13 protein-coding genes are annotated in these 24,194 nt (G+C 68.7%); 5 read left to right on the top strand and 8 right to left on the bottom strand.

Going from position 1 to position 24,194, the window contains the following annotated elements:
- Position 1 precedes the first annotated feature (1 nt).
- The 5 genes from Verru16B_RS03130 to Verru16B_RS03150 all read right to left on the bottom strand — a co-directional run bounded on the left by Verru16B_RS03130 (position 2) and on the right by Verru16B_RS03150 (position 9,316).
- Positions 2-1,222: a hypothetical protein gene (locus tag Verru16B_RS03130; protein ID WP_069960918.1), complete on the bottom strand. Its 1,221-nt coding sequence runs from the start codon at positions 1,220-1,222 to the stop codon at positions 2-4.
- Between the two features lie 4 nt (positions 1,223-1,226).
- Complete coding sequence (locus Verru16B_RS03135) at positions 1,227-2,876, bottom strand: ASKHA domain-containing protein (RefSeq protein ID WP_069960919.1); 1,650 nt, start codon at positions 2,874-2,876, stop codon at positions 1,227-1,229.
- A gap of 139 nt (positions 2,877-3,015) precedes the next feature.
- A complete protein-coding gene (locus Verru16B_RS03140; RefSeq protein WP_069960920.1) occupies positions 3,016-4,101 on the bottom strand; it encodes a mannonate dehydratase in 1,086 nt (361 codons plus the stop codon).
- A 72-nt stretch (positions 4,102-4,173) separates the two neighbouring features.
- On the bottom strand, positions 4,174-5,199 hold the full coding sequence (locus tag Verru16B_RS03145; protein ID WP_069960921.1) for a LacI family DNA-binding transcriptional regulator: 1,026 nt from the start codon (positions 5,197-5,199) through the stop codon (positions 4,174-4,176).
- A gap of 64 nt (positions 5,200-5,263) precedes the next feature.
- Entirely contained in the window at positions 5,264-9,316 is a 4,053-nt protein-coding gene (locus tag Verru16B_RS03150; protein WP_069960922.1) for a glycosyl hydrolase 115 family protein, read from the bottom strand.
- A 655-nt stretch (positions 9,317-9,971) separates the two neighbouring features.
- On the opposite strand from Verru16B_RS03150, the gene Verru16B_RS03160 reads away from it, so the two are divergent.
- Both Verru16B_RS03160 and Verru16B_RS03165 read left to right on the top strand, forming a co-directional pair.
- Positions 9,972-11,318 carry an FG-GAP repeat domain-containing protein gene (locus tag Verru16B_RS03160; RefSeq protein ID WP_069960924.1) on the top strand — a complete coding sequence of 449 codons (1,347 nt, stop codon included), beginning with the start codon at positions 9,972-9,974 and terminating at the stop codon, positions 11,316-11,318.
- Positions 11,315-12,748 (top strand): tetratricopeptide repeat protein, encoded by a 1,434-nt coding sequence (locus tag Verru16B_RS03165; RefSeq protein WP_069960925.1) that lies wholly within the window; start codon positions 11,315-11,317, stop codon positions 12,746-12,748. The genes Verru16B_RS03160 and Verru16B_RS03165 overlap by 4 nt, the downstream gene beginning before the upstream one ends.
- 6 nt (positions 12,749-12,754) lie before the next feature.
- Here Verru16B_RS03165 and Verru16B_RS03170 read toward each other — a convergent pair whose 3' ends face one another.
- The 3 genes from Verru16B_RS03170 to Verru16B_RS19090 all read right to left on the bottom strand — a co-directional run bounded on the left by Verru16B_RS03170 (position 12,755) and on the right by Verru16B_RS19090 (position 20,211).
- On the bottom strand, positions 12,755-13,288 hold the full coding sequence (locus Verru16B_RS03170; RefSeq protein ID WP_157772156.1) for a hypothetical protein: 534 nt from the start codon (positions 13,286-13,288) through the stop codon (positions 12,755-12,757).
- Between the two features lie 64 nt (positions 13,289-13,352).
- Positions 13,353-16,682, bottom strand: coding sequence for a CRTAC1 family protein (locus Verru16B_RS03175; protein ID WP_425483047.1), 3,330 nt, complete (start codon positions 16,680-16,682; stop codon positions 13,353-13,355).
- Between the two features lie 196 nt (positions 16,683-16,878).
- Positions 16,879-20,211 (bottom strand): CRTAC1 family protein, encoded by a 3,333-nt coding sequence (locus tag Verru16B_RS19090; protein ID WP_099093253.1) that lies wholly within the window; start codon positions 20,209-20,211, stop codon positions 16,879-16,881.
- Between the two features lie 379 nt (positions 20,212-20,590).
- On the opposite strand from Verru16B_RS19090, the gene Verru16B_RS03185 reads away from it, so the two are divergent.
- Genes Verru16B_RS03185 through Verru16B_RS03195 form a run of 3 tightly spaced genes read left to right on the top strand, consistent with a single transcriptional unit; the run spans position 20,591 to position 24,179 of the window.
- Positions 20,591-21,607 carry a hypothetical protein gene (locus Verru16B_RS03185; protein ID WP_157772158.1) on the top strand — a complete coding sequence of 339 codons (1,017 nt, stop codon included), beginning with the start codon at positions 20,591-20,593 and terminating at the stop codon, positions 21,605-21,607.
- Positions 21,589-22,863, top strand: a complete 1,275-nt coding sequence (locus tag Verru16B_RS03190; protein WP_069960928.1) for a hypothetical protein — start codon at positions 21,589-21,591, stop codon at positions 22,861-22,863. Before Verru16B_RS03185 ends, Verru16B_RS03190 begins: the two co-directional genes overlap by 19 nt.
- Before the next feature lie 11 nt (positions 22,864-22,874).
- Entirely contained in the window at positions 22,875-24,179 is a 1,305-nt protein-coding gene (locus tag Verru16B_RS03195) for an FG-GAP repeat domain-containing protein (RefSeq protein ID WP_083270060.1), read from the top strand.
- The last annotated feature ends 15 nt before the right edge of the window (positions 24,180-24,194 follow it).

Here is a 24,194-nt window from a genome sequence, read left to right on the forward strand (position 1 = left end):
GTTAGGCCACGGGCTGGGGTACGCGTGCCTGGGACAGCGCAAAATGGATTGCCTCAAGGGCCAGGCCCCACTTGTGCGCGCGGCTCGCCGCGGCGCAGTGACAGCCGGCGGGCGCGGGCTCCCGGGCCCAGCCGAAGACGGCCTCAAGCGGCTGGCCCTGCAGCGGGCACTCGGCGGCGATCACGCGAAGGTGGTCGGCCCCGTCGGCCAGGTAGGAACAAGTGAGCGAGTGCCCCTCATCCTCCGGGGCCGGGGTGCAGGCCGCTTCGAGAATGACCGGCTGCTCCCCCGCCCCACTGAGCCGCAGGTGGTAGTCGAAGGCCAGCGGTTGATTCGAACAGGTGGTGCCGTCGAACCGGAAGCGTGCCGCAAGCGTGCCGTCCGGTTGCGGGATGAGGTGGACGCGCTCGGCGGCCCATTTGCGCAGAGCCCGGGCGTTGACCGTGTAGCGGATAGTCGCTCGGCCAGGCTCCGACTGGCCCAGGGTCCGGTTGGAGACCAGAGCTGCGTGCTGCCGATACGGCGCCCGCCGGTAACGACACGGGGAGAACGAACATCCCTCGCACGGGGTGGCCAGTGCGGCCGGCCGCCCTGCGGCCACCGGGGCGAGCCCGAATACCGCCAGCATGGATTTTTTCGGATTCAACATCCCGCTGGAGAGCACCTGCAGCGGACCGGGCAGCGGGTGCCCGAGGCCTTGGGTGAGGAGATCAAAGAGCCGGTTCTGCTCAGCCACGTCCCACCCCGCATAACCCGGGCTGTAATGGGGCACGGCCATCAAGCCGTCGTGGCCGGCCGCGTCACACAGGCGGCCGCTCGTGCGGGCGATGAGGTCCTCGACGACGGCCGAGCCGTAGGTCTCGAGGAAGAAATACTCATCGGGCTTGCCCTCCTGCCAGAGCTGCCGCGCCTGCGTCTCGCATTCTGCGCCGGCACTCACGGCGACCAGGACGGCCCCGACGGCCCCGTGCGCCCGGAGATGGTCGAGCAGGCGGGCCGAGGGAAATTCCACCCCGTCGAGTTGCAGGGTAGCGCCGGCGGATTGGAGTTCCACCCGGCGATGATAAGTCCAGGGCCGGCCGTGCCGCGCATACCAATCACGCGCCCCCGCCATGAGGTCGCGCACCCGCCCGTCCGGTTCGTGGCTGGGCGGATACCCGAGCAGCCGCCGGAATTCGGCATCCTGCACCTGATAGTCGGGTTGGGCGTCGTGGGTTTCCATGGCTTCAGCTTTCGGCCACCGGGGTGCCGCCCACCGGGGCGAACTGGCAACCCTCCACGAAATAATCGAAGAAGCCCGGGTGCGTCTCGAGGCGGCAGTGCTGCACCCGTGAGACGAGCGCCTCCAGCTCGGCGCGCTTCGCCCGGGAAAGCAGCGCGATGCAGGCTCCCTCGACGGACGCGTTGCCCACCTGCACGATCTTGTCCGCGGGCAGATTCGGGATGAGCCCGATGCGCTTTGACGATTCCAGGTTCAGGTGCCGGCCGAAACCGCCGGCGAGGTAGAACACGTCGAGCTGCGGGTAATCGATGCCGTATTCGGCGAAGGCGATCTGCAGGCCGGCCACGTTCGCGCCTTTGGCCTGGGCGAGCACGTTCACATCGCTCTCGTTGAAGGTCACGGGCCGGTCGCCGTCGCTCGCGACCACAAAATCCTGGCCGGCTTCCTCAAAACGCCCGAGCTCGTTCATGCGGCCGGTGCGCCGCAACTCGCTGAGCAGGTCCACGAGGCCGGAGCCGCAGAGCCCCTCGGCCGGGACGTCGCCGATCACGCCGGTTTCCACGCGGCCGTCGTCATGGAGTCGCACCTTCTCGATCGCCCCCGGCAGGCCGGGCATGCCGCAGGTGATCTGGCCGCCCTCGAAGGCGGGGCCGGCCGGGCAGGAGGCGGCGAGGACCTTGTGCCGGTTGCCGACGATGAGCTCGGTGTTGGTGCCGATATCCATCACCGCGACAACGCGCTCCTCATGAGCCAGGTCGATGGCGAGCATGCAGGCGGCCGCATCGGCGCCGACGTGCCCGCTGATGATCGGCAGACCCAGCACGCGGGCCTGCGGGTGGATCGGCAGGCCGAGCCGGCGGGCCGTGTCGGTGAGCGTGGTGGTCGTGCGGGTGCCCGCCGCGATCTCGAGCTCGGTCAGCGACTGGTAGGGACTCTGGCCGATCGAGTGAACGGAGAGCCGGAAAAAAAGGTCCCGCATCGTCGAGTTGCCGGCGAGGACGACCTCATAGATCGAGCGCGGATCGACGGGGAACTCCGTGATGGCCCGGCTGAGGTAGCCGGTGAGCGTGCGCTGCAGCGTCTTGGTGCGGTCCTCCGTGTCGTATTGGATGCGCGCCATCACGTCGGAACCACCGAAACGCTGGGGATTTTCAAACGAGGAATCGGCGATGACCTCGCCGGTCTCGAGATTCAGCAGCCGGATCACGATCGTCGTCGTGCCGAGGTCGATGGCGAGGCCATGCAGCGGGCCGGTGCCCCGGTCGATCTCGACGCCGTCGAGCAGGATGCGCTCGCCGTCGCGCGTGACGGCGGGATCAAGCTGCCAGGTGCGCGGCCCGGTGGGCAGGGCGAAGGCGTGTTTCTCGATCTTCATCGTGCCCCGGCGCATGGTGGCGCAACGCACGGTCCCGGCCTCGGCGGCGATCCGGGTGCAGCACGAGAGACGGAAGTTGCCCTTGAGGTGCTTCTCCTCCGGGCCGGGCGGCGAGAGGCGGTCCATGCCCGCGGTCACCTCGACGACGCACTCCTTGCACTTGCCCTGTTTTTTGCAGGAGGTGGGCACCGGGATGCCGAGGCGCTCGCCGCAGGCGAACAACGTCTCGCCCGGCGCAGCCGGGGCGACGAGGCCATTGAAATGCAACTCGACGCTCATGGAGTCGGTTGTAGGGCGGGGTCGCCGACGGAGGCTTGGCGGAGATGGCGAAGCAACCCCGCCTTTGTGCGAGCATGATATCGCGTACGAGGCGGGGTTCGGCGACCCCGCCCTACAACAAATCCTGCACAACCCCACCTCACCGCTTCCCCTCCAGCGCCATGATCCCGGCCTTCATGAAACCCAGGGCGTAGGCCATGCCCGCGTGCCAGGGGGCGGCGCAGCTCATCTGCGGCGCGTGGTCGGGAATGATCACGCCCGCGAATCCGTTCTTCTTCAGAATCGCGAGCACGCGCAGCACGTCGACCTCGCCGTCGTCGATGAAGGTCTCCTTGTAGTGTGGGACCTTGTCCCGGACGTTGCGCAGGTGCACGTAACCGAGCCGGTTTTGCCGGGCGTATTGGTCGACCACGTCGTAGATGTCGCCCTCCGTCATCTCGGCGAGCGAGCCGACGCAAAACTCAAGCTGGTTGGCCGGGCTCGGGTTGAGGTCGATGACCTTCTGGTAGAGCGACGGCTGGTAGACGAGTCGCGGCTGGCCGCGGATGAAGGGCAGCGGCGGGTCGTCGGGATGCAGGGCCAGGCGCACGCCGGCTTCCTCGGCCACGGGCAACACCTCATCGAGAAATCGCTGCAGCCGGGACCAGAGCTGCGCGTGAGTCGCGGACGGAATCGTGCCGGTCTCGCGTCCCGGCGCGGTGGGATCGACGACCATGTTCCAGACGAGACCGTTGGGCATGGGCAGATCGTACGGACCTTCCATGCCGACGGAGGGCGCGTCGCCGCGCGCGTAGTTGCCCTTGGTGCGGCCGGCCACGCCCGCGATGGAAAAATTGTAGCCCATGATCGGGATACCGGCGCGACCCATCCGGCGCAGGATCGTCTTCACGTTCTCGATGTGCTGCGTGCGTTTCGGACCATCGAGCAGGATGTCGCCCCAGTGCGCGGGGTCGAAATTCTCGATCGCCTCCAGCGTGAGCCCGGCGGCCTCGACGCGCTGGCGCAACTCCGTGAGTTCCTCTTGGGTCCAGAGTTGGTCGGGGTCGCCCGCTTGGCCCCAGCCCCAGTCGGTGCCGAGCGGCTGGTCGTCGGTCGCCGAGTGTCCCGCCCCACCCCGGAAATAGTCCACGAGATGCGCGATGATGTGGGTGGCGCCGGCCTGCTTCGCAAAGGCGAAGTTCTCCGGCGTGAGCATGTGGCGGTAAAGGCCGAGACCGAGCTTCATGGGGGTAGGCGGGGCAGCCTACCGGCGCCCCCACCCCAAGCGACCCCGCCTTTGGTCAACGGTTGATTCGCGCTAACGCTTCCTAAGCGAGGCTCCCTCAATCCATTTGCTCTCAACCATTTCCGTTCGTGGATTGACCGGAATACCCAGGTCGCGGTTGGCGATGCGGGCGGCGAGCAATTCCACCGCCCACGAGCCCATCACCTGCTGGTTTTGCTGCAGCCCGGCGAAGCCCGACCCCTCCACTTCGTGACTCAGCACCACGACCCCGAGACTCTTGGGAATGCTGATCTGCAACCGCTTCAACACGGCCCGGAACCGGGCGATCATATCAGGCAGGTGGACAAACACGATGACGTCGGGCCGGTGGTCGACCAGCCAGCGCGTCAGGGCCGGCTCCTCAACCTCGCGCAGGCGCAACATCGGCAGCGCGGCATCGGCCCCCAGCCGGTGCTCACACCAGGCGAGGTAAGCCCCGGAGTGCGCATAGGCGCTGCGGGTGTCCTCGTTCATTCCCAAGACGAGGCCGGGGCGGCGGTAGCCCAGGGCGTGCACGCGATTGAGGGCGTGCAGGGTGTCGTTGTAGAAATGGCTCGTCACCCGGTGGAGCGGGGTGCGGATGCTCAGGCCGACGGTGACGACCGCCTGCCCGCCCAGTTCGTCGGGAAACTCCTCGTCGAAATCGGGACTGCCGAAACACAGTAACCCGTCGACTCCCCGGGTCTCCAAGATGGCGGAGAAGCGCCGGTTGGTCATGCCCGGCGCCCGCAACCAGAATGGCTCGAGCCGGTAGCCCAGCTCGCGCGCGCGCCGCAGCATGCCGTCGTGGATGGCGGCCAGATGCTTGGACTGCTCCCACGGCCGGGCGCTGTCGTAGAACGAAATCACGCCGAAACAGGCAAGTTGGCGCACATCCCGCGGCTTCCGCAGGTGGCGCATCAGGTCGACGATCCGCGCGTCGGGTTCGTAATGAAGCTCGCGGGCCAGCGCCAGCACGCGCGCCTTCGTCGCGGCCGAGATGCGCGGGCTGTCGCGCAACGCCAGCGAGACCGCCGAGGGCGACACCCCGGCCAGTTTCGCGATGTGGCGGACGTTCATGGGTTCAACAGTTAACCTCGGTGGCGCGCGGGGCGAGCGGGAAGCACGGACGGAACCGGCCGGTTCAGTGACCCGCGGGCCGCAGCAGCCGGTTGGCCCAGGCGAGGAAGTGGCTCATATTGGAGCGGTCCTCGTGGCCGCCGTCGTGCTGGCGCCAGGCCAGCTCGCCGTCGAGCAAGCCGGTGTTGACCGGCGGCATCCGCGCGGCGCGGTAATCCTCGGTCACCCCCAGATCCTTCGCGCCAAGCAGCCGGTACGCGGGCCCGGCGGCCACCGTGGCCATGTAGCTGCCCGGCTGGTCGAGCCACAGGGCGTCACCCCGTTCCGGGATGCCATAGCTGACGAAGGCCGGACGCGGCGCACACAGCGCGAGCAACTGATGCGACTCGACCGGAATGTCGTTCGCTGTCTTCGCCCCAAACGTGGATTCAGCCGCGGCATATTTCAGGAAATTGCCCGCCATCCAGTGGTAGGCGCCGGAGCTGGCCAGATTCTCCACCGACTCGCCGAAGTCACGGCGATGTGGTTTCATCCCGCCCTCGCCCGAGGAGCCGATCAGCACGACCGCGAAGCGCGGCTCCAGCGCCATCGCGACGAGCGCGGCCTTGCCGTAGCGGGAAACGCCCTCGATGCCGACGCGCTTGGCGTCCACCGCGGGCAGGGTCTCCAGGTAGTCGAGCGCACGCGATGCGCCCCAGGCCCAGGCCCGCAACGCGCCCCATTGCTCGGGCGTGCGCCGCTGGCCCTGGTTCACCAAACCGATGATGCCAGCCGTGAGGCCGGCACCATGGTCGGCCTGGATGCTCGTGGGGCTGAGCCAGACGTACCCCCAGCCGGCGGCGATGAGCTGGTCGGGGGACGGCGGGACGGGCGGTTCGTACATCCCCGGGAAACTGAAACCCGGCTCATCCGGCATGCTGCCGGAACCGAACATGATCAGCATCGGCACCGGGCCGCGCGCCTCGGCGGGCAGCACCACGGCCATCTTGATGGCCACGGCGACGTCGGGATGAGCAGTATTGTCCACTCGCCCGATCACCTGCTGCGCCACCACCGGACGGCCACCCACGGCGGTTTCGACCGTGCGAGCCACTTCCCATTTAACGCCCGGCATCTGGGTCGGCACGCGTCCGACGATTTCCCGTTCCAGATCCTCGACGATCTCCGGACGGCGCTCGCGCCACCACTGTTCCGCGGTGGTGATCTTGGCACCGTCCTTGAGCGTCAGCAGTTCCGGCCAGTCCGGGTACGGGTTGGCCCGGGCCTCGTCATAATTGGGCGGCGTGGTCGAGCCGGGGTTGGGATTGCGGCCGGGCCGCAGCTGCGTGATCCCGAGCTGGCGGAGCATGTCGGCATGATCCTCCTGCGTCAGCCGGCCAAGACGCGCACGCTCCTCCGGGCTCACTTGCCAGAACGGCACCGGCTGGCCGGCACGCGGGCTCTCGGGCGGGCCGAGGTGGCTCGGACGGACCCCCGGCGCCGGGCGCGGGCCGCGGGCCGGTGCAGTCGCGGGCACCGGCGCCGTGTCGATGACGATGCGCTCGAGCACGACCCCGGGCGTGACGAGCCAGAACTTGAGGGTGTGTTTTCCGGGGACCGCGAGCCGGTGCGTGGTCGCGACGCGGCGCACGCTGTCGGCCACCGCGGCCTCCCAATTGGACTGGGGCGCCCAGGTGCCGACCTTCACGACCTGCGGCGGCTCGTCGTCGATCGAGATACCGTAACGCAAGCCCTCGCCCGATTGGAAATCCAGCGAGGGAGCCAGGTGGACCTCGACCTTGATCTCGCCGGCCGAGAACGTGTGCAGGTCATACTCGAGGCGGGGCGAGTTGCCGCTGGGCACAACCGCGGGTTGCGTCACCGGCATCGTGGTGACTCCGCCGAGGGTGCGACCGAAGCCCGGCAACACCTTCCATTGCGTGTCCCCGGTCTGAATGAACCGGTCATAGTGCGGGGCATCGATGGCGAGGTGCCGGTCCTGCTCGACGAAGCCGGCCACCTCGCCGGTGGGCCGGTGCACGGGCAGCTGCACGGCAAAGCTGCCGGCTGCGCCGGCATCGATCGTGACGGTGGCCGTTGCGCGCCCGGCGGGCACCGCCGCCCAGTCGGCGCCGAGCTCCAGGCGCACCGAGCGGTCGGTCACCCGTCCGCCGGTGGCGGAGAGCTTCACCCACGGCTGGTCGGCCGTGACCGTGAAATCGAAAGGTGCCGCGCCGCGGTTGAAGACTTCCACCCAGCGGGTCGCGGCCGGCGCCAGCGCGAGGAGCTCCGGCAACACCGGACGCGGCGCACCGTAGACCGGCCAACCGAATTCCGCGCCCTCGATGGCTGCGCCAAGCGAGGCACCGGCACGGGGCAATACCTCATGCACCGCGGGCATGACCTCCATCTCGGGCGACTGCCAGTACGTGTAGCCAAACTTAATCTGACTCGCCATATGGTTCCACTTGCCGCCACCCAGCTGGTGATACTGATCCGCGAGCGCGCGGTCGGCGGCGAACAACTCGCGCGCGCGGGCCGCGTGGACGTTGGCGTCGGTGCGCCCCTGGCGGGCGTGCAGCCGGTTGAGGCCGGTCGCGACATAAAGCTCGTGCACCCCGGCGCCGGCCTGGACGGGATAAAGCACGAGTTGGAAGAAGGCGTCGTGATACTCCGGCGCGAGGGCGGCCCGAACCTTCTCCGCGCGGGCCACGAGATCTTGCCACTCGGCCAGCACGCGCTCGGCCTCGCGGTGGTTGGTCAGGCTGTAGGTGTCGGGCGTCAGCAACTCGGGCGTGCGGCGGCGGTTGAGCTTCGAATAGCCGTTGATCAGGGCCGCGATCTCGGTCGCATGCTTCGCGCCGAACTCGCGCTCCGCCCACTGGCGGGAATAGTCGGAAAGTTTCTCGTAGGGCCAGCGGGCCGGATCCCACGCGTAGCGGAGGAAGAACTCGAGGGGGAACTCCATCGGCTTGAGGTCGCCGACGTTGACGATCCAGATGCGGTTGGCCTCGAGCTGCCACGCGAGGTGCATCTGCTCCCAGACCTTGGTGATAGGCGTGACGTTGGTCCACTTGTAGTTCCGCGGCCCGCCGACGTAGTCGAAGTGATAGTAGACGCCCGCGCCGCCTTTCCGCTTCCGCTCCTCCGGTGTGGGCAGACGGCGGATATTGCCCCAGTTGTCATCGCACCACAGCAGGATGACGTCGTCGGGCACGCGCATGCCGGCCTCGTAATAATCCTGCACCTCCTTGTAGAGGGCCCAGAGCTGCGGGGTCTGCTCCGCCGGTTTGCCGGAGACTTCGGCAATGATCTGGCGTTGGTCGGCGACGATGCGTTCGAGGAGGTGGGTGTTGGTCTCCGCGGTCATGGCCTCGTCGCCGTCGCCCCGCATGCCGAGGGAGTGGATGCTCTCGTAATCCTTCACGCGCTCGACGCCGCCACGCCAGAAGTCACGGAGCACGGCGTCGTTGCTCGTGTAATTCCATGCCCCTTTCCCATATTTGCCCCACTCGGCGTGGGCGCGCATCAGCGGCTCGTGGTGCGAGGTGCCCATGACGATGCCATACTCGTCAGCGAGGCGCGGGTTGGCCGGGTCGTCATCGTTGAAGGCCCGCGGCAGCCACATGGCCGGCCAGAGGTAGTTGGCGCGCAGACGCAGCATGAGCTCGAACAGGCGCGTATAAAAGGTGTGGTCGAATTTCCCGAATTTCTCATGCACCCAGCCGGTGAGCGCTGGCGCCTCGTCGTTGAGGAAGAGGCCGCGGTATTGGACCACCGGGCTATCGACCACCGTGCGACCGGGGGCGAGGAAGAGCTCCGCGCTTTTTTTCACCGGGACATCGGCCCACCAATACCAGGGGGACACGCCGATCTGCTCGGAAATCTCGTAGATGCCGTAGATGGTGCCCCGCTTGTCGCTGCCGGCGATGACCAGCGCGCGCTCGACGCCGGGAAAGGGCTGTTCGACGGTCTCGATCACAAAGGCCTCCCATTTTCCCCGGATGGCGGTGACATCCAGTTTCCCGGCGGCCACCAGCCCGTCGATCAGGCTGCTCCGCCCCACGGTGCCGATGAGCACGGCGACGGACGCCGCCCCGGGCTGGCCGGATTGGAGTTCCGGTTTCCGGCCGGTCACGCGCTCGATGTCCGCTTGCAAGTCGCCTGCCGCCCGTCGGACACCCGGCCAGTCCTCCTCCGCCGCATAGAGCGAAGCGGTCCGGTCCCCGCGACCAAGGCTAGCGCCCCGGGCGTGGCGGCGGTCGCCCGCAGGGGACGGTCACCGGGGGCGGCCCGCAAGGCCAGGGACCCAACCGACAACAGGAGAAACAGGAGCGCTTTCAGGATGGATCTGCTCATGGGAAAAGGACCAAGGGGTGGACGCGGCCGGCGCCCGCGGGGAAAGGCGGGCCGTCAACCGCGACCATCCGGGAAGCGAGCGGGAAGGCAATCCCCCGGCAAACTTTGTCGCGCTAAGATAAGACCGCCCACCCGGCTCGGGCGCAAAAAAACCTGCCACCGGTGAGGATGGCAGGTTTTAAGAAAGAGTCCCTAACCCAAGGAACTTTCCCCTATGCCCTGAGCAAAAACGATGCGGGCGGTCTGAGGCAAAACGCCCTGTAGTCTAACAGTAGCGTAACGGCCCCGGGCCGGAGGTTTTTACTCCGCGCGCCAATCGCCCCGCGTGATAGGTGCCATTAGCCCGGGTGTCATTGCGTCCGCATTCTTCCCGCCGGTCACGGACCGGTTTGCCTTTGACCGGAATCAGGTCCATTTCCTTCCGACCTTTCGCGATGCTTGCCCCGCTCCACCCCCTGCCCGGCCGTCCCCTCGGCTTTGATGCGGCCATTTCACCGCGCCGGTGGGTGTCCCTGTTGGGCGCCGGCCTGCTGCTCGCCGCCGGGTGCGCCCGGCAGGAACCGCCGGCGACGACCGCTGCCCCGGCCCCGGTGCTGCCCGGAATCCGCGATGACTCGACGCGTTTCACCGCGCAATCCGTCGGCGGGGCCATCGGCCGGCCGCCATGGATCGCCCACGTGCTCTCGGTCGACCTCGACCAAGACCGCCGCACCGATCTGCTGTTTTGCGAGGCCCAGGACAACGAGGTCCGCTGGCTGCGCCAGACGGCCCCCGGCGTCTTCGAGGAAAAGCTGCTCGCCGGGGGTCTCAAGGCCCCGGTCCACGTCGAGACCGCCGACATGGACGGCGACGGCGACCTCGACGTGCTGGTCGCCAGCATGGGCGCGGTGTTTCCCAACAACGACCTCATCGGCACCATCTACATCCTGGAAAATGACGGCCGCCAGAATTTCACCCCGCACGCGGTCTTGGAGAACACGACCCGCGCCGTGGACGTGCGCGCCGCGGACCTCAACGGCGACGGCCGCCTCGACCTGGTGCTCGGCCAGTTCGGCTACGACCAGGGCGAGATCGCGTGGCTGGAACGCACCGGCCCCTGGGAATTCAAGCGCCACGTCCTGCTCGAGCTCTCCGGCGCGATCAACGTCGTCGTCGCCGACTTCAACGGCGACTCCCTCCCCGATATCGTGGCCCAGATCTCGCAGCAGTGGGAGGAAATCCATCTCTTCGAAAACCAGGGCGGCGGCCGCTTCACCGCGCGCCGGCTCTGGGGTTCCACCAACGAGGACTACGGCAGCAGCGGCCTGACCGTGGCGGACATGAACCGCGACGGCCGGCCCGACATCGTCTTCACCAACGGCGACGGCTTCGGCCCGGCCGCCACGCCCGGGCCGCGCCCGTGGCATGGCGTGCAATGGCTCGAAAACACGGGCGGCGGCTCCTACCGCTACCACCGCATCGCCTCCCTCCCGGGCGCCTACGGGCCGCAGGTCGCGGACGTCGATGCGGACGGCGAGCCGGACATCGTCGTCACGACGGCCTATGCCGACTGGAACAACAAGAACCGGAATGTCATCACGTTGATGTGGTATCGGAATGACGGCCGCGCCCGCTTTGAACCGCACCTGATCGCCCGCACCCCGAAGGACCAGATCACAGTCGCCACGGGGGATTTTGACGGCAGCGGCCGGGTGTCCCTCGCGACCGGCGGCTTTTATATCTATCCGCCCTACGACGCCATGAGCCGCATCACGGTCTGGCGGCAGCAGCCCAAGCCATGAACCAGCGCCGACTCTTCGTGATCCTCGCGGTGGTCGCCGGTGCCCTCCTCCTGGGTGGGGCAGCCTGGGCGTGGCAGGCCGGAGGCACCCAGCGCGCCGTCGCCGCCGCCCTCCCCGCCCCGCCGGACCTCACTGCCGCCCCCGCCGCGGTGCGTGATCGCATCCTCGCCGCCGACGCACGGGCCCGCGGCCGGTTCACCGCGGGGGCGGGTCTGCGCGAATTGAGTCGGCTCTACCACGCCAACGGCTATCCCGACGAGGCACTCCGCTGCTACTTCGGGCTGCGGCAGCTCGAACCCACCGAGGCCCGCTGGTACCATCTCGCGGCGCTCCTCACCGCCGGCTACGGCGAGCTCGAGCCGGCCGTGGAACTGTGGCGCCGCGCAACCACCCTCGACCCGACCTATGCGCCCGCCTGGCTGCGCCTCGGCGAGACCACCTTCAAGGCCAACCAACCGGCCGAGGCCGAGGCCGCCTTCAATGCCGCGCTGCGTCAGGCGCCGGATGATGCCTACGCGCTCTTCGGGCTCGCGCGCCTCGACTTCGAGGCCGGCCGCTGGGAACCCGCGCGGCAGAAACTCGAGACCGTCGTGAGCCGGACCAATTACACCCTCGGCTATGATCTCATCGTCAGCCTCTACGAACGGCTCGGCCAGGCCGACCGGGCCAAGGCGATCCGCGCCAGCGCCAAGGCCTCCGGCGCCTACCGCGATCCGGCCGACCCGTGGGTTGACGCCCTCATCGAGGACTGCTTCGAGCCCTACCGGCTCGGCATCGCCGCCGGCAACCTTGCCCGCAGCGGCGATCCCGCCGGCGCCGTCCGGCTGCTCCGCCGCGCCGTCGAGGTCACGCCGGACGATGTGTCCGCGATCTTCCAGCTCGGCACCCTGCTCATCCAGCAGCGTGACATCCCCGGGGCCATCGAACAGCTGCGCCGCTGCACGGAATTGTCGCCGGACTTCTCCGACGGGTGGGCCAACCTGAGCGCGCTGCAGGCCAGCATCGGCGAGACCGCTGCCGCCGCCCGCACCCTGGCGGAAGGCCTTCGCCAATGCCCGGACTCGCCGGGCCTCCACCTCCAGTTGGCGCGCAACCTCCAGCAGGCCGGCCGCATCGCCGAGGCCATCCCGGAGTTCCAGACCTCGATCCGCCTGCGCCCCAACGAACCCGAGGCCTACCTCGAACTCGGCAACCTGCTCATCCGACAGGGCCGCAACGCCGAGGGCCTGGCCGTGGTCGAGCAGGCCCTGGTGGCCGAACCCGGCAACCCGATGGCGCTGAGCATCCTCGCCTTCAGTGCCATCCACTCCGGGGACGAGGCCGAGGCCCGGCGCCGGCTGGCCACCGTGCGGGAGCAACCGCGCGTGCCGGCGGCCCAGACCGCGCAGCTCAACAACGCGTTCCGCGAGAAGTTCGGCCGCGCGCCCTGAACCCGCTCAGCGCCGCGTGCGCAACGCGACGAAGATCACCTGCATGGGCCGTTGGGTCGTCCAGTCCCCCTGCAAATGCCAGCGCACCACCTGGGTCCAGTCCATCTGCGAATCCCGGCCGGGCTCGATGCCATTGAGTTGAAATTTCTCGCGCCGGGCGCGCAGCCAGACGGGCTGACCCGGCACGAGCTGATCCACCGGCACCCGGGCGCTGACCTGTGTGCCATCGGCATCGTTCAGGGCGATCGTGATCTCCGGGACCTCGTTGCCCGGCAGGGTCCCGAGCGCCACCTCGACAAATACCACCCCACTCAGATCCATCGCCGGCACGATTTCGCGGCCCAAGCCGCCGTTGCCCTGGGCCCCCTTGCCCCCGAGGATGGCGTGGCCACTCGCGGTGACAGTGTATTTACCCTCCCACGTGGAATAGGAAAAGAGGCCCGGCAGTTCCGCCCGCAAATCCACCATCATCTTCGTGCCCCCGCCTCCCGCCGGAGGCAGGGGTGCATCCTCGGCCCGGAGGAAGGCAGTTGCGGACAACAGTAGCAGACACAGGGATAAACCGGATTTTTTCATAGAAAGGGGCAGAAAGGTTTTAGCCGGCTCATCGCGGATGGACCAGGGTGTGCATGATACCGCCATTCGGCTCGATCGCGTGCGTGGAACTCGTGCCATCAGACCAGGTGACGGTGAAGGCACGTGCGGGCGTGGCGCTGGGATAGCTGAAGAACACAGCCGGGGAAGACTGGGAGTAGTAGCCGGAACCGGCGGTGATCGCGGCCGTGCGGGTCGAGCCGTCGGCGAGGGTGAGCGTTACCGTTGCGCCGATCGCCGTCGGATTGCCCGCCGGGCCCTGCAGCACCACGCGCAGCGGTTGCTGGCCGGCGACTCCCCGGTGCAGGAAAGCCAGCGCAGACTCGTCATTGCGGCTGGCGACCAGGTCCGGCCAGCCGTCGGCATTGCGATCAGTCACGACCAGCGCCTTCGCGTCGCCGGGCACCAGCAGACCGCTCGTTTGCGGATCGAGCGCCCGGAAGCCGCCGCGGCCGTCACCGGCCAGCAGCAGACCCACCCCGCCACTGAAGCGTCCGAGCGAGGGCGCCGGTGCGTGGGAGTTTTGCACCAATGCAAGATCCACGTGGCCATCGCCGGTAACATCGAGTGCCACCATGCCCTGTACCGGGGCGAGTTGGACTTCCCACGGCAAAGCCACGAAGCGATGCGGGCCGACCGGTTGGCTCAGATAGAGCCCGCTGCGCAGCTCCGTCGCGTCGAAGCGCCGGGCCTTGGCCAGGCGCTCGGCGCCGAGGACCTCGGTCAGCGTAGCCTTCGCGTAGTCGTTATGCCGGGGGAAGCGGCGCAGCAGGCCCGCGACGCGCGGCCCGAGCTCATTGCGGGTGCGACGTGGATAGAGCTGGTTGTTCTCCTGCACCGCCTCGATGACCTGCGGCGGACCGCCGTCCCCGAAGCGACCGTGGAAGAGATAGGCCGGACCTTCGCGGTAGGGTGTGTTCAATCCCGCGTTGCCCACCGCGTAGTCGGGCCGGCCATCGCCGTTGAAATCGGCGGCGACGATCGAAGCCCAAAAGCCAGAGGCAGAAAAACCCTGCGCGGCACTGCGATCAGTAAATCCCAGACCTTGCTCGTTGTGGAGGTAAACGACCGGGCCCCACTCGGTGGCGAGCAAGAGATCCGGCCAGCCGTCGGCGTCGAGATCGCTGAAGCTTGCCGAGGTGATCAGGCCCAGTTCGCCGTTCTGGGGCAGGGGCATCTCGGAGAAGCGTCCACCGTCGTTGCGCAGGAGCACGCTGCGGGGCGGGAGCGGGTATTTGCCCGGCAGCACGCGGGCGCCGAGGAAGACGTCGAGGTCCCCATCGCGATCGAAGTCGGCCGCGGTGACGGCTCCGGTGCTCTGCGGCAGGGCCGGCAACGGCGCGGACGTGAAGCCCGTGGCGGTGCCGAGGTGCAGCTTCGGCTGATAGTCGGCCCCCATCGGCCGGCTCGTGCCCGCCTTGGTTTGCAGCAAATCAGGCAGGCCGTCGCCGTTGGCTTCGAAGACAAGCAGGGGGCCGTCATCCAAGGCGTCGGCGAGCGCGAAGCCTGTGAGGGGATCCTTCGTCGTACCGCCAAGCAGGAGCTGTTCGCGGCCGTCCTTCGGTAATACCGCGAGGGCGGGTCCGCGCCGGTCAAAGCGGAACGGCAGCAGCGCCTGCGGGTTGCTGTCGGTCTCGGGTTGCTCGCGCGCCTGCAACTCGAGCGTCTGCGCGGTGAAGAGCGCGGACGGTTGAACCGGGGCTTCCGGCCGGGCCGGGCCCGCCGGTTCCGTAATCGTGAGTTTTTGGTCCGCGCTGAGGTTCGTGAAACGCTGCCGGTGGCCGCTGGGCCACTCGACCGTGAGCGTTTTGATGACCTCATCTTTCCCCAAACCAAAGTGCAGCACCGGCTCGCTCGTCGAGAGGTAACCGCGCGCCAGCACCAACGTGCGCACCTGCCGGCCCAACGCACTCTCGACTCGCACCGTCGCGCCCACGCCAAAGCGGTTTGAGGTGGTGCCCCGCAACGCCACCACCAACCGGTGCCCCGTGTCGCTGTCGTTGCGCAACACCGTCGGCCCCGCCTCGTAGTTGCCGTACACCAGGTCCAGGTCCCCGTCCCCGTCAAAGTCTCCCGTCGCCGACCCAAAACTCACTCCCACCTGCCCCAGCCCCCACGCCACCCCCACCTCCTCAAACGCCAAGCCACCTTGGTTCCGGTACGCCAGGTTCCGCTCCGCAAACACCGGCGCCGCTTTTTCGAGGCGCATCCCCGCCTCCAGACTCTCGCTCGCCGAGATATCCTGCACCAAGTCGGCGTTATGCAACTCACGCACCATGCCGTTGGTGACATGCAGGTCGAGTCGACCGTCGTTGTCGAAATCCTCGAATCGCGGCGACCAGGTCCAGTCCGTGCCGGCCATTCCCGCCAGCCAGGCCCCTTCGCGCAGCCGGGCGGTGCCGGTACCGAGGTAGAGCATGCTGCGCATGTACTGAAAAACACCCGGCGGATGCACGGCCGTGTCCAGCATGGCGCGGATCTTCGCCGTGCCGCGCTGGTCCTTCTCGCGCGTGCTCGTGGCCATGTCCGCGACCAGCAGGTCGGCCCGGCCATCGTTGTCCACGTCACCCAGGTCGGCGCCCATCGAGGAATGCGGGGTCTGGTCGACCGCCCGGCCGATGACGTCGGTGAAGGTGCCGTCGCGGTTGTTGCGGTAGAGAAAATCCGGCACGGCGTAGTCGTTGGCGACATAGAGATCCGGCCACCCATCCTCATCGTGATCCCACCACGTTGCCGAGTGCCCCGCCGTTTCGCCTCCGGCCATGCCCGCCGTCATCGTGACATTCTCGAAGGTGCCGTCGCCGCGATTGCGGAACAGGTAGTCCGGCTGGCCTTGCGGCGCCTTGACCGTGTCGAGCAGGTTCGTCTGCACATACACGTCGAGGTCGCCATCGCGGTCGTAGTCGCAGAAGGCGGCCTGCCCGCTCGCATCCACGACCGCCAGCCCGCGCGCCGCCGCTTCCTCGCGGAAGGTGCCGTCCCCGCGATTCATGAACAACAGGTTCGGTACGCCAAAACGGGAGAGATACAGGTCCAGCCGGCCGTCATTATCGACGTCGGCAAACGCCGCGCCTTGCGTCCAACCCGCTGGCTTGCCCGGCTCGCTGATCCCGGCCTGCACCGTCACCTCCTCAAACTTCCAGCCGCCCAGGTTGCGGAACAGCCGGCTCGCCTCCGTCTTGCTTACCACAAACAGGTCCACGCGGCCGTCCCCGTCAAAATCCCCCACCGCCACCCCCGTGCCCATCGCGCCGAATTTGAATTCCTGGAATTTCTCCTTCCACATCCGCGGGTCGGCGTAGCGGTTTTCCGCCACGATGCCGGTCTGGGCCGCGGGCATCGTCGCAAACAAAGTCGCCCCGCGTGGCGCACTCCGCACCGCCAGCGGCTCGGCCACCACGCCGGTGCTGGGCAGGGCCCACGGGGCGAGGCCAAACCAGCCGAGGATCAGGCCGCTGAATCGCAAGATGCGCCGCGCTCTGCCACCGGACCGGTCGCAGATTGGCCCTACCCCGGACGTACACTTATCTGAAAGATCAGCGCGTGGCATGATTGAGTACGACCGTGCCCGTCGCATCGGCCGATAACGGATGGGCCGAGGTCGCGCCATCGGGCCAGGTGATGGTGATGGAGCGCGGCGGCGTGGCGGCGGGAAAACTGAAGAACACCGCCGGGGTGGACTGGGAGTAGTAGCCGGAGCCGGCCGAGACCATGGCCGTGCGGGTCGACCCGTCGGCAAGGATGAGCGTTACATTGGCGCCGATCGCCGACGGGTTGCCCGCCGGACCTTGCAACGCCACCCGCAGCGGGCGATGCCCGTCGAGCCCACGATGCACAAATGCCAGCGCGGACTCGTCGTTGCGGCTGGCGACCAGGTCCGGCCAGCCGTCGGCATTGCGATCAGTCACAACCAGCGCCTTCGCGTCGCCGGGCACCAGCAGACCGCTTGTCTGCGGATCGAGCGCCCGGAAGCCGCCGCGGCCGTCGCCGGCCAACATCACGCCTACCCCGCCGCTGAAGCGTCCGAGCGAGGAAGCCGGCGCGTGGGAGTTTTGCACGAGCGCAAGATCCACGTGGCCATCGCCGGTAACATCAAGGGCGACCATGCCCTGCACGGGGGCGAGCTGGACTTCCCACGGCAAAGCCACGAAGCGGTGCGGGCCGACCGGCTGGCTGAGGTAGACGCCGCTGCGCAGCTCCGTCGCGTCGAAGCGCCGCGCCTTGGCCAGGCGCTCGGCGCCGAGGACCTCCGTGAGGGTAGCTTTCGCGTAATCGTTTTGCCGCGGGAAACGGCGCAGCAGGCCGGCGACACGGGGACCGAGTTCATTCCTAGTGCGACGCGGGTAGAGCTGGGTGTTTTCCTCCATTGCCTCGATCACCTGTGGCGGGCCACCGTCCCCGAAACGGCCGTGGAAGAGGATGGCCGGGCCGTCGCGATACGCTGTGTTCAATCCTGCGTTGCCCACCGCGTAGTCGGAGCGGCCGTCGCCGTTAAAGTCGCCGGCGACGATCGACGACCAGAAGCCCGTCGCGGCAAAACCCTGCGCGACCGAGCGATCAGTGAAGCCTTGGCCTTGCTCGTTGTGGAGGTAAACGACCGGGCCCCACTCGGTGGCGAGCAAGAGATCCGGCCAGCCATCGGCGTCGAGATCGCTCCAGACCGCGGAGGTGATCAGGCCCAGTTCCCCGTTCTGGGGCAGCGGCATCTCGGTGAATCGCCCGCCGTCGTTGCGCAGGAGCACGCTGCGGGGCGAAAGCGGGTATTTGCCCGGCAGCACGCGGGCGCCGAGGAAGACGTCGAGGTCCCCATCGCGATCGAAGTCGGCCGCGGTGACGGCTCCGGTGCTTTGCGGCAGGGCCGGCAACGGCGCGGACGTGAAGCCCGTGGCGGTGCCGAGGTGCAGCTTCGGCTGATAGTCGGCCCCTATCGGCCGGCTCGTGCCCGCCTTGGTTTGCAGCAAATCAGGCAGGCCGTCGCCGTTGGCTTCGAAGACAAGCAGGGGGCCGTCATCCAAGGCGTCCGCGAGCGCGAAGCCCGTGAGCGGATCCTTCGTCGTACCGCCAAGCAGGAGCTGTTCGCGGCCGTCCTTCGGTAATACCGCAAGGGCGGGTCCGCGCCGGTCAAAGCGGAACGGCAGCAAGGCCTGCGGGTTGCTGTCGGTCTCGGGCTGTTCGCGCGTGACCAGGTCGAGCGTCTGCGCGGTGAACAGCGCGGACGGTTGAAGTGCGGCTTCCGGCCGGGCCGGGCCCGCCGGTTCCGTGATCGTGAGTTTTTGGTCCGCGCTGAGGTTCGTGAAACGCTGCCGGTGCCCGCTGGGCCACTCGACCGTGAGCGTTTTGATGATCTCGTCTTTACCCAAACCAAAGTGCAGCACCGGCTCGCTCGTCGAGAGGTAACCGCGCGCCAGCACCAAGGTGCGAACTTGCCGGCCCAGCGTGCTCTCCACCCGCACCGTCGCGCCCACGCCAAAGCGGTTTGAGGTGGTGCCCTGCAACGCCACCACCAACCGGTGGCCCGTGTCGCTGTCGTTGCGCAACACCGTCGGTCCGGCTTCGTAGTTGCCGTACACCAAGTCCAGGTCCCCGTCCCCGTCAAAGTCTCCCGTCGCCGACCCAAAGCTCACTCCCACCTGCCCCAGCCCCCACGCCACCCCCACCTCCTCAAACGCCAAGCCACCTTGGTTCCGGTACGCCAGGTTCCGCTCGGCAAACACCGGCGCCGCCTGCATCGCCCGGCGGGAGTCGGCGGGATTTTCCAGCGCCATGAGGCGCTCGAGCAAATCCGCGTTGTGATACTCGCGGATCATGCCGTTCGTCAGGTGCAGGTCGACGCGGCCGTCGAGGTCGAAGTCCTCCCAGCGCGGCGACCAGGTCCAGTCCGTGGCGGCCATGCCCGCCTGCAGCGCCCCCTCGCGGAACCGCGCCCCGCCGGTGTTCAAGTAGAGCGCGCTATGCATCAGCGGCGGCGCGATCACGGGGTCGTCCGTCTGATCCTGCGTGCGGGCCCGCGACCCGGCCATGCCCCGCTGGTCTTTTTCGCGGGTGCTCGCCGCCATATCCGCCACCAGCAGGTCCAGCCGGCCGTCATTGTCCACGTCGCCGAGGTCGGAACCCATGGAGTAGTAGGGCGTGCGCGGCACGACGCGGTTGATGACGTTGGCGAAAGTGCCGTCGCGGTTGTTGTGATAAAGGACGTCGGGCGAGGCGTAATCGTTGGCCACATAAAGGTCCGGCCAGCCGTCGCCATCGTAGTCCCACCACACGGCCGAGTGACCCATTGCTTCGCCCGCGATGCCCGCGGTCACGGTCACGTCATCGAAGGTGCCGTCGCCGCGATTGCGGAACAGGAAGTCCTTCTGCCCGCCCGGCGCCTTGACGGCATCGAACAGGTTGGTCTGCACAAAGACATCCAGGTCCCCGTCGCGATCATAGTCGCCGAAGGCCGCCATGCCGCTGGCGTCCACCACCGCCAGACCGCGCGCCGCCGCTTCCTCGCGGAAGGTGCCGTCCCCGCGATTCATGAACAACTGGTTGGGCACGCCGAATCGGCAGAGGTAGAGATCGAGCCGGCCGTCGTTGTCCACGTCGGCAAACGCCGCGCCCTGCGTCCAACCCGCCGGCTTGCCCGGCTCGCTGATCCCGGCTTGCACCGTCACCTCCTCAAACTTCCAGCCGCCCAGGTTCCGGAACAGCCGGCTCGCCTCCGTCTTGCTCACCACAAACAGGTCCACGCGGCCGTCCCCGTCAAAATCCCCCACCGCCACCCCCGTGCCCATCGCGCCGTAGACCAACTCCTGATAATGGTCGGTCCACATGAGCGGGTCGGCGTAGCGGTTCTCGGCCACGATGCCGGTCTGGGCCGCGGGCATCGTCGCAAACAAAGTCGCCCCGCGCGGTGCACTCCGCGCCGCCAGCGGCTCCGCCACCAGCGCCTCCGCCCCCGACGCGGGTAGCGCGACCAGCGCCAGCACCGCAAGCACCGCCAGGGCCCGACCGGGTTGGGTCAGACAAGATGAGGAAGCCGGGGACCGGGGGCGGGCGGGAAGGGCGGGCTGCAACGCCGGAAATGAGACTGGTGGAACCGCCGTTGGTCAAGGCAGGCCCGAGTGGATTAACCGCACTTGCCAGCCTCGCCGGGTTGGGCGTATTTTCCGCCGTTTCATACCCCGACCGATGAACCGATTTTTCCGCCCCCCTTCACTCGCTTGGCTGGCTTTGGTGGTGATGGCAGCGGCTTCGATCCTCCTGATGAGCAGTCGGCGCATCCGGGTGATTGAGCAGACCAGCAGGCAGGCTCCGACCGCCGCGGCGGATGCCACGACTTCCACCGGCTACGTGCACGGTACCCGGGGGCTGCTGCTCCCGGTGGGTAGCAGCACGAGCCAGCCCTGGATCATGGATGTCCAACAGATGCTCGCGACGGGCACCTGGCGCGCCGCCCCGGCCGCCTACGACAACGCGCCCGAGGGCCGGCCCGCCCACGGCGCCGCCCCGTACCGATGGTGGCTCCGGCTGGGCGCCGGCTGGTCCGGCGCATCCGGCGGCATGGCGGTCGAGCGCGCGGCCTTGCAGGCCGATCCCACCCTGCATGCCCTGCTCTGCCTCGGGGCGGGCCTGTTCGTGGCCTGGCGCTTCGGCGTCGTGGCGGGCGGTTTCGTCGCGCTCGGCATCGCCGCCCTGTTGGCCCACGCGCAGGTTTTTTCTCCCGGCCAGCCCAACGACCACGGGCTGTTTCTCGCCGCCAATCTCGTTGGGCTGCTCCTCTTGCTCGCCGGCTGCCAACCCGCGCAAACCCGCACGGCCCGGCTCTGGCTGGCGGCGGCCGGAGCCGCGGGTGGCTTGGGCCTGTGGCTCGATGCCGGCAGCCAGCTTGCCGTCCTGGGTGCCTGGGCGGTGGGTGCCGTGGCGGCGACCTGGTCCACCTCACCGGCGGCGCAGGTGACCTTGCCTTGGCGCCACTGGGCGGCGGGCGGGGCGGCGGTGGCTGTGACCGGCTGGTTGATTGAGGGCCGGCCGGGCGGGGTTGCCGGCCTGACGCTCGATGCGAATCATCCTTGGCTGGCGCTCGCCTGGTTCGGCGCCGCAGAGGTCCTCATGCGCCTGCAGGCCTGGCGGCGCGGCGCGGCGCGGCGGGCGGACTGGATCGCGCTCGCGGCCGGCGCCCTGCTGCTGGTGGCGCCGCTGGCCTGGGTCTTTTTCCGGGGGGCGCCGGCGGGATCAATCTCGGCCCGGACCACCCGGCACTGGTGGGACGCGGCGGCCTGATCGGTTGGTTCCGCTCCGGTGGGGTCAGCCTCGGCCTGGTGGCCGCCTTGCTGCCGGTTCTGCTGATCCCGGCTGCGTGGGTCCTGCTGACCCGCCACCCGGCCTGGCGCCCGGCCCTCGCGTTCGCTCTCGGCAGCCTGGCCGTGTTGCTGGCGCTCGGCACGTGGCAGCTGCGCTGGTGGGGTCTGGTCGATGTCACGTTGCTCGGTGTGCTCGCCGGGGTGGCGGCCGCCGCGCCCGGCGGTTTCGCCGGCCTCGGCTGGCGCAGCGGATTGGTGGTGCTGCTCCTGCCCGGGCTGGTGGCGGCCTGGCCCCAGGTAAACGCGGATGCCGCGCTCGCCCCCGCCGAGGCCCGCGCCCTGGTCGAGCGCGACCTCGCGCAGTGGCTGGCGGCGCGCAGCGAACCCGGTGCAATCGCCCTGGCCCCGCCCGCCCTCTCCGGCGCGTTGTGCTATTACGGCGGCCTGCGGGTCGTGGCGTCGCCCTATCCCGGCAATGAGGACGGTCTCGCGCTCGCCGCCCGCATCGCCGGCACCGCCTCGGTCGACGAGGTGCAGGCCCTCTTCCAGCGCCGCGGCATCCAATACATCGTGATCCCGTCCTGGGACGATGCGCTGGACCGGCTGGCCCAGGCTGGGGCGGAGAAACCTGAGCGCTCGTTCGCAGTCTTGCTGCGCCAGTGGTTGCCGCCGCGCTGGCTGCGCCCCGTCGCCTACCAGCTGCCGGTGATCCCGGGCCTCGAGCGGGATTCGCTCGCCGTGTTCGAGGTCGTCGAGCCGCAGGAAAACGCCGTCGCGCTCAGCCGGTTGGCGGAATATTTCGTGGAAACCGGCCGGCTGGACCTCGCGGCGGCAGTCGGTGATTCCCTCGAGCAAGCCTTCGCCGCCGATGCCGGGGCGATGATCGCGCGCGCCCAGGTCGCCCTGGCCCGCGGGGAAACCCGCACGCTCGCCCGCATCATGCCGGAACTGCTGCCGGCGATCGCCGACGGCCGCGACGAGGACCTGCCCTGGGAACGCCGGGCCAACCTCGCCATCGTCCTGGCGCAGACCAAGCATTCCGCACCGGCCCGCGCGCAGGTCGAGTTCTGCCTCACGGAGGCCGACGCGGAACGCCTGCGCTCCCTCGGCCCGGTCACGCTTTACCGCCTGCTGACCCTCGCCCGCGCCTTCCGCGTGGATTTTTCCGATCCGGCCCTGCGGGCCCAGGCGCTCGCCCTGCTGCCGGAGGAATTCCAGGCGCAATTGCAGCGCTAGCCCCGCGACCGATGAACTCCACCGTGTCCAAAGGGTTGCTCGGGGCCGCCGTGCTGCTGCTCGGCGGCGGGGCGCTCTGGCTGGCCAAACGCCAGCTGGAACAACCCCCGGCACGGGTGGCGGTGCTTCCGGCCAAAGCGACGCCTTTCCCGCCGCTCGCCTACGATCCAACGTCGATCGGGAGCCCAGTCGGCCCGGATGACCGGCCGATCGTCACCAACCTGCAGATTGCGGATCTCGATCAGGACGCCCTGCCGGACGTCATTTACAGCGAAGCCCGCCACAACACCGTGCGCTGGATCCGCCAATACCCCCGCGGCGTGTTCACCGAGCAGGTCATCGCCGCCGATCTGCCCGCGCCCGCCAATGTCTGGGCGGCCGACGTGCAGGGCAGCGGACGGCTCGACGTGCTCGTCGCCTGCATGGGCCAGATCATGCCGAACAACGACCGCATCGGCTCCGTCGTAATTCTCGAGAATCTCGACAACCGCACCTTTCGCCCGCACTCGGTCCTCGAAAACACCGCCCGCGTGACTGACGTCCGCGCCGCTAACCTCGCCGGGCACACCGACGGGCGGCTCGACCTGGTCGTCGGCCAGTTCGGCTACGCCCAGGGCGAGACCCGCTGGATGCGCAACCTCGGTGGCTGGCAATTTGAGAGCCAGGTGGTCAACCGCCAGTCCGGCACGGTGCACACCCCCGTGGCGGATTTCGACGGCGACAGCCGCCCGGATTTTGCCGCGCTCGTCTCCCAGGAATGGGAGGAGATCCACCTCTTCCGGCAAGCGGTCCCCGGGGGCGAGTTCAAGGACGAGCTCGCCTGGGGCTCGACCAACGAGGACTACGGCAGCAGCGGCCTCGCCACAGCGGACGTCAATCGCGACGGCCGGCCCGATCTTATCTACACCAACGGCGACGGCTTCGACTACGCCGTGCGGGGGCATCGGCCGTGGCACGGCCTGCAGTGGTTGGAAAATACGGGCCAGGGCAGCTTTCGTTATCACCGCGTCGGCGACCTGCCCGGCGCCTACGCGCCCTGCGCCGCCGACCTGAACGGTGACGGCTTCACCGACCTCGTCGCCGTGAGCGGTTTCGCGGATTGGGACAAACCGTCGGCCGTCGCACTGATGGCGTGGCTGAATGACGGCCAGCAAGGTTTCACCCCCGTGCCGCTGGCCTCCAGCCCGATCAAGCTCATGACCGCCGCCGTCGGCGACCTCGACGGCGACGGGGTGCCGGAGATCGTGACCGGCGCGCTCCACGCGTTCCCGCCCTACGAGAAGCTGAGCAACATCACGCTCTGGCGCCGCCGGTGAGCAAGTCCTCCCCCC

This window comes from Lacunisphaera limnophila, from assembly GCF_001746835.1.
Taxonomy (GTDB): domain Bacteria; phylum Verrucomicrobiota; class Verrucomicrobiia; order Opitutales; family Opitutaceae; genus Lacunisphaera; species Lacunisphaera limnophila.

What these genes read in the sequence shown, in the direction of transcription:
- Verru16B_RS03130 (WP_069960918.1), bottom strand. Translation starts at nt 1,222, where the DNA reads ATGGAAACCCACGACGCCCAACCCGACTATCAGGTGCAGGATGCCGAA.
- Verru16B_RS03135 (WP_069960919.1), bottom strand. Translation starts at nt 2,876, where the DNA reads ATGAGCGTCGAGTTGCATTTCAATGGCCTCGTCGCCCCGGCTGCGCCG.
- Verru16B_RS03140 (WP_069960920.1), bottom strand. Translation starts at nt 4,101, where the DNA reads ATGAAGCTCGGTCTCGGCCTTTACCGCCACATGCTCACGCCGGAGAAC.
- Verru16B_RS03145 (WP_069960921.1), bottom strand. Translation starts at nt 5,199, where the DNA reads ATGAACGTCCGCCACATCGCGAAACTGGCCGGGGTGTCGCCCTCGGCG.
- Verru16B_RS03160 (WP_069960924.1), top strand. Translation starts at nt 9,972, where the DNA reads ATGCTTGCCCCGCTCCACCCCCTGCCCGGCCGTCCCCTCGGCTTTGAT.
- Verru16B_RS03165 (WP_069960925.1), top strand. Translation starts at nt 11,315, where the DNA reads ATGAACCAGCGCCGACTCTTCGTGATCCTCGCGGTGGTCGCCGGTGCC.
- Verru16B_RS03175 (WP_425483047.1), bottom strand. Translation starts at nt 16,682, where the DNA reads ATGCCCGCGGCCCAGACCGGCATCGTGGCGGAAAACCGCTACGCCGAC.
- Verru16B_RS19090 (WP_099093253.1), bottom strand. Translation starts at nt 20,211, where the DNA reads ATGCCCGCGGCCCAGACCGGCATCGTGGCCGAGAACCGCTACGCCGAC.
- Verru16B_RS03185 (WP_157772158.1), top strand. Translation starts at nt 20,591, where the DNA reads ATGAGCAGTCGGCGCATCCGGGTGATTGAGCAGACCAGCAGGCAGGCT.
- Verru16B_RS03195 (WP_083270060.1), top strand. Translation starts at nt 22,875, where the DNA reads ATGAACTCCACCGTGTCCAAAGGGTTGCTCGGGGCCGCCGTGCTGCTG.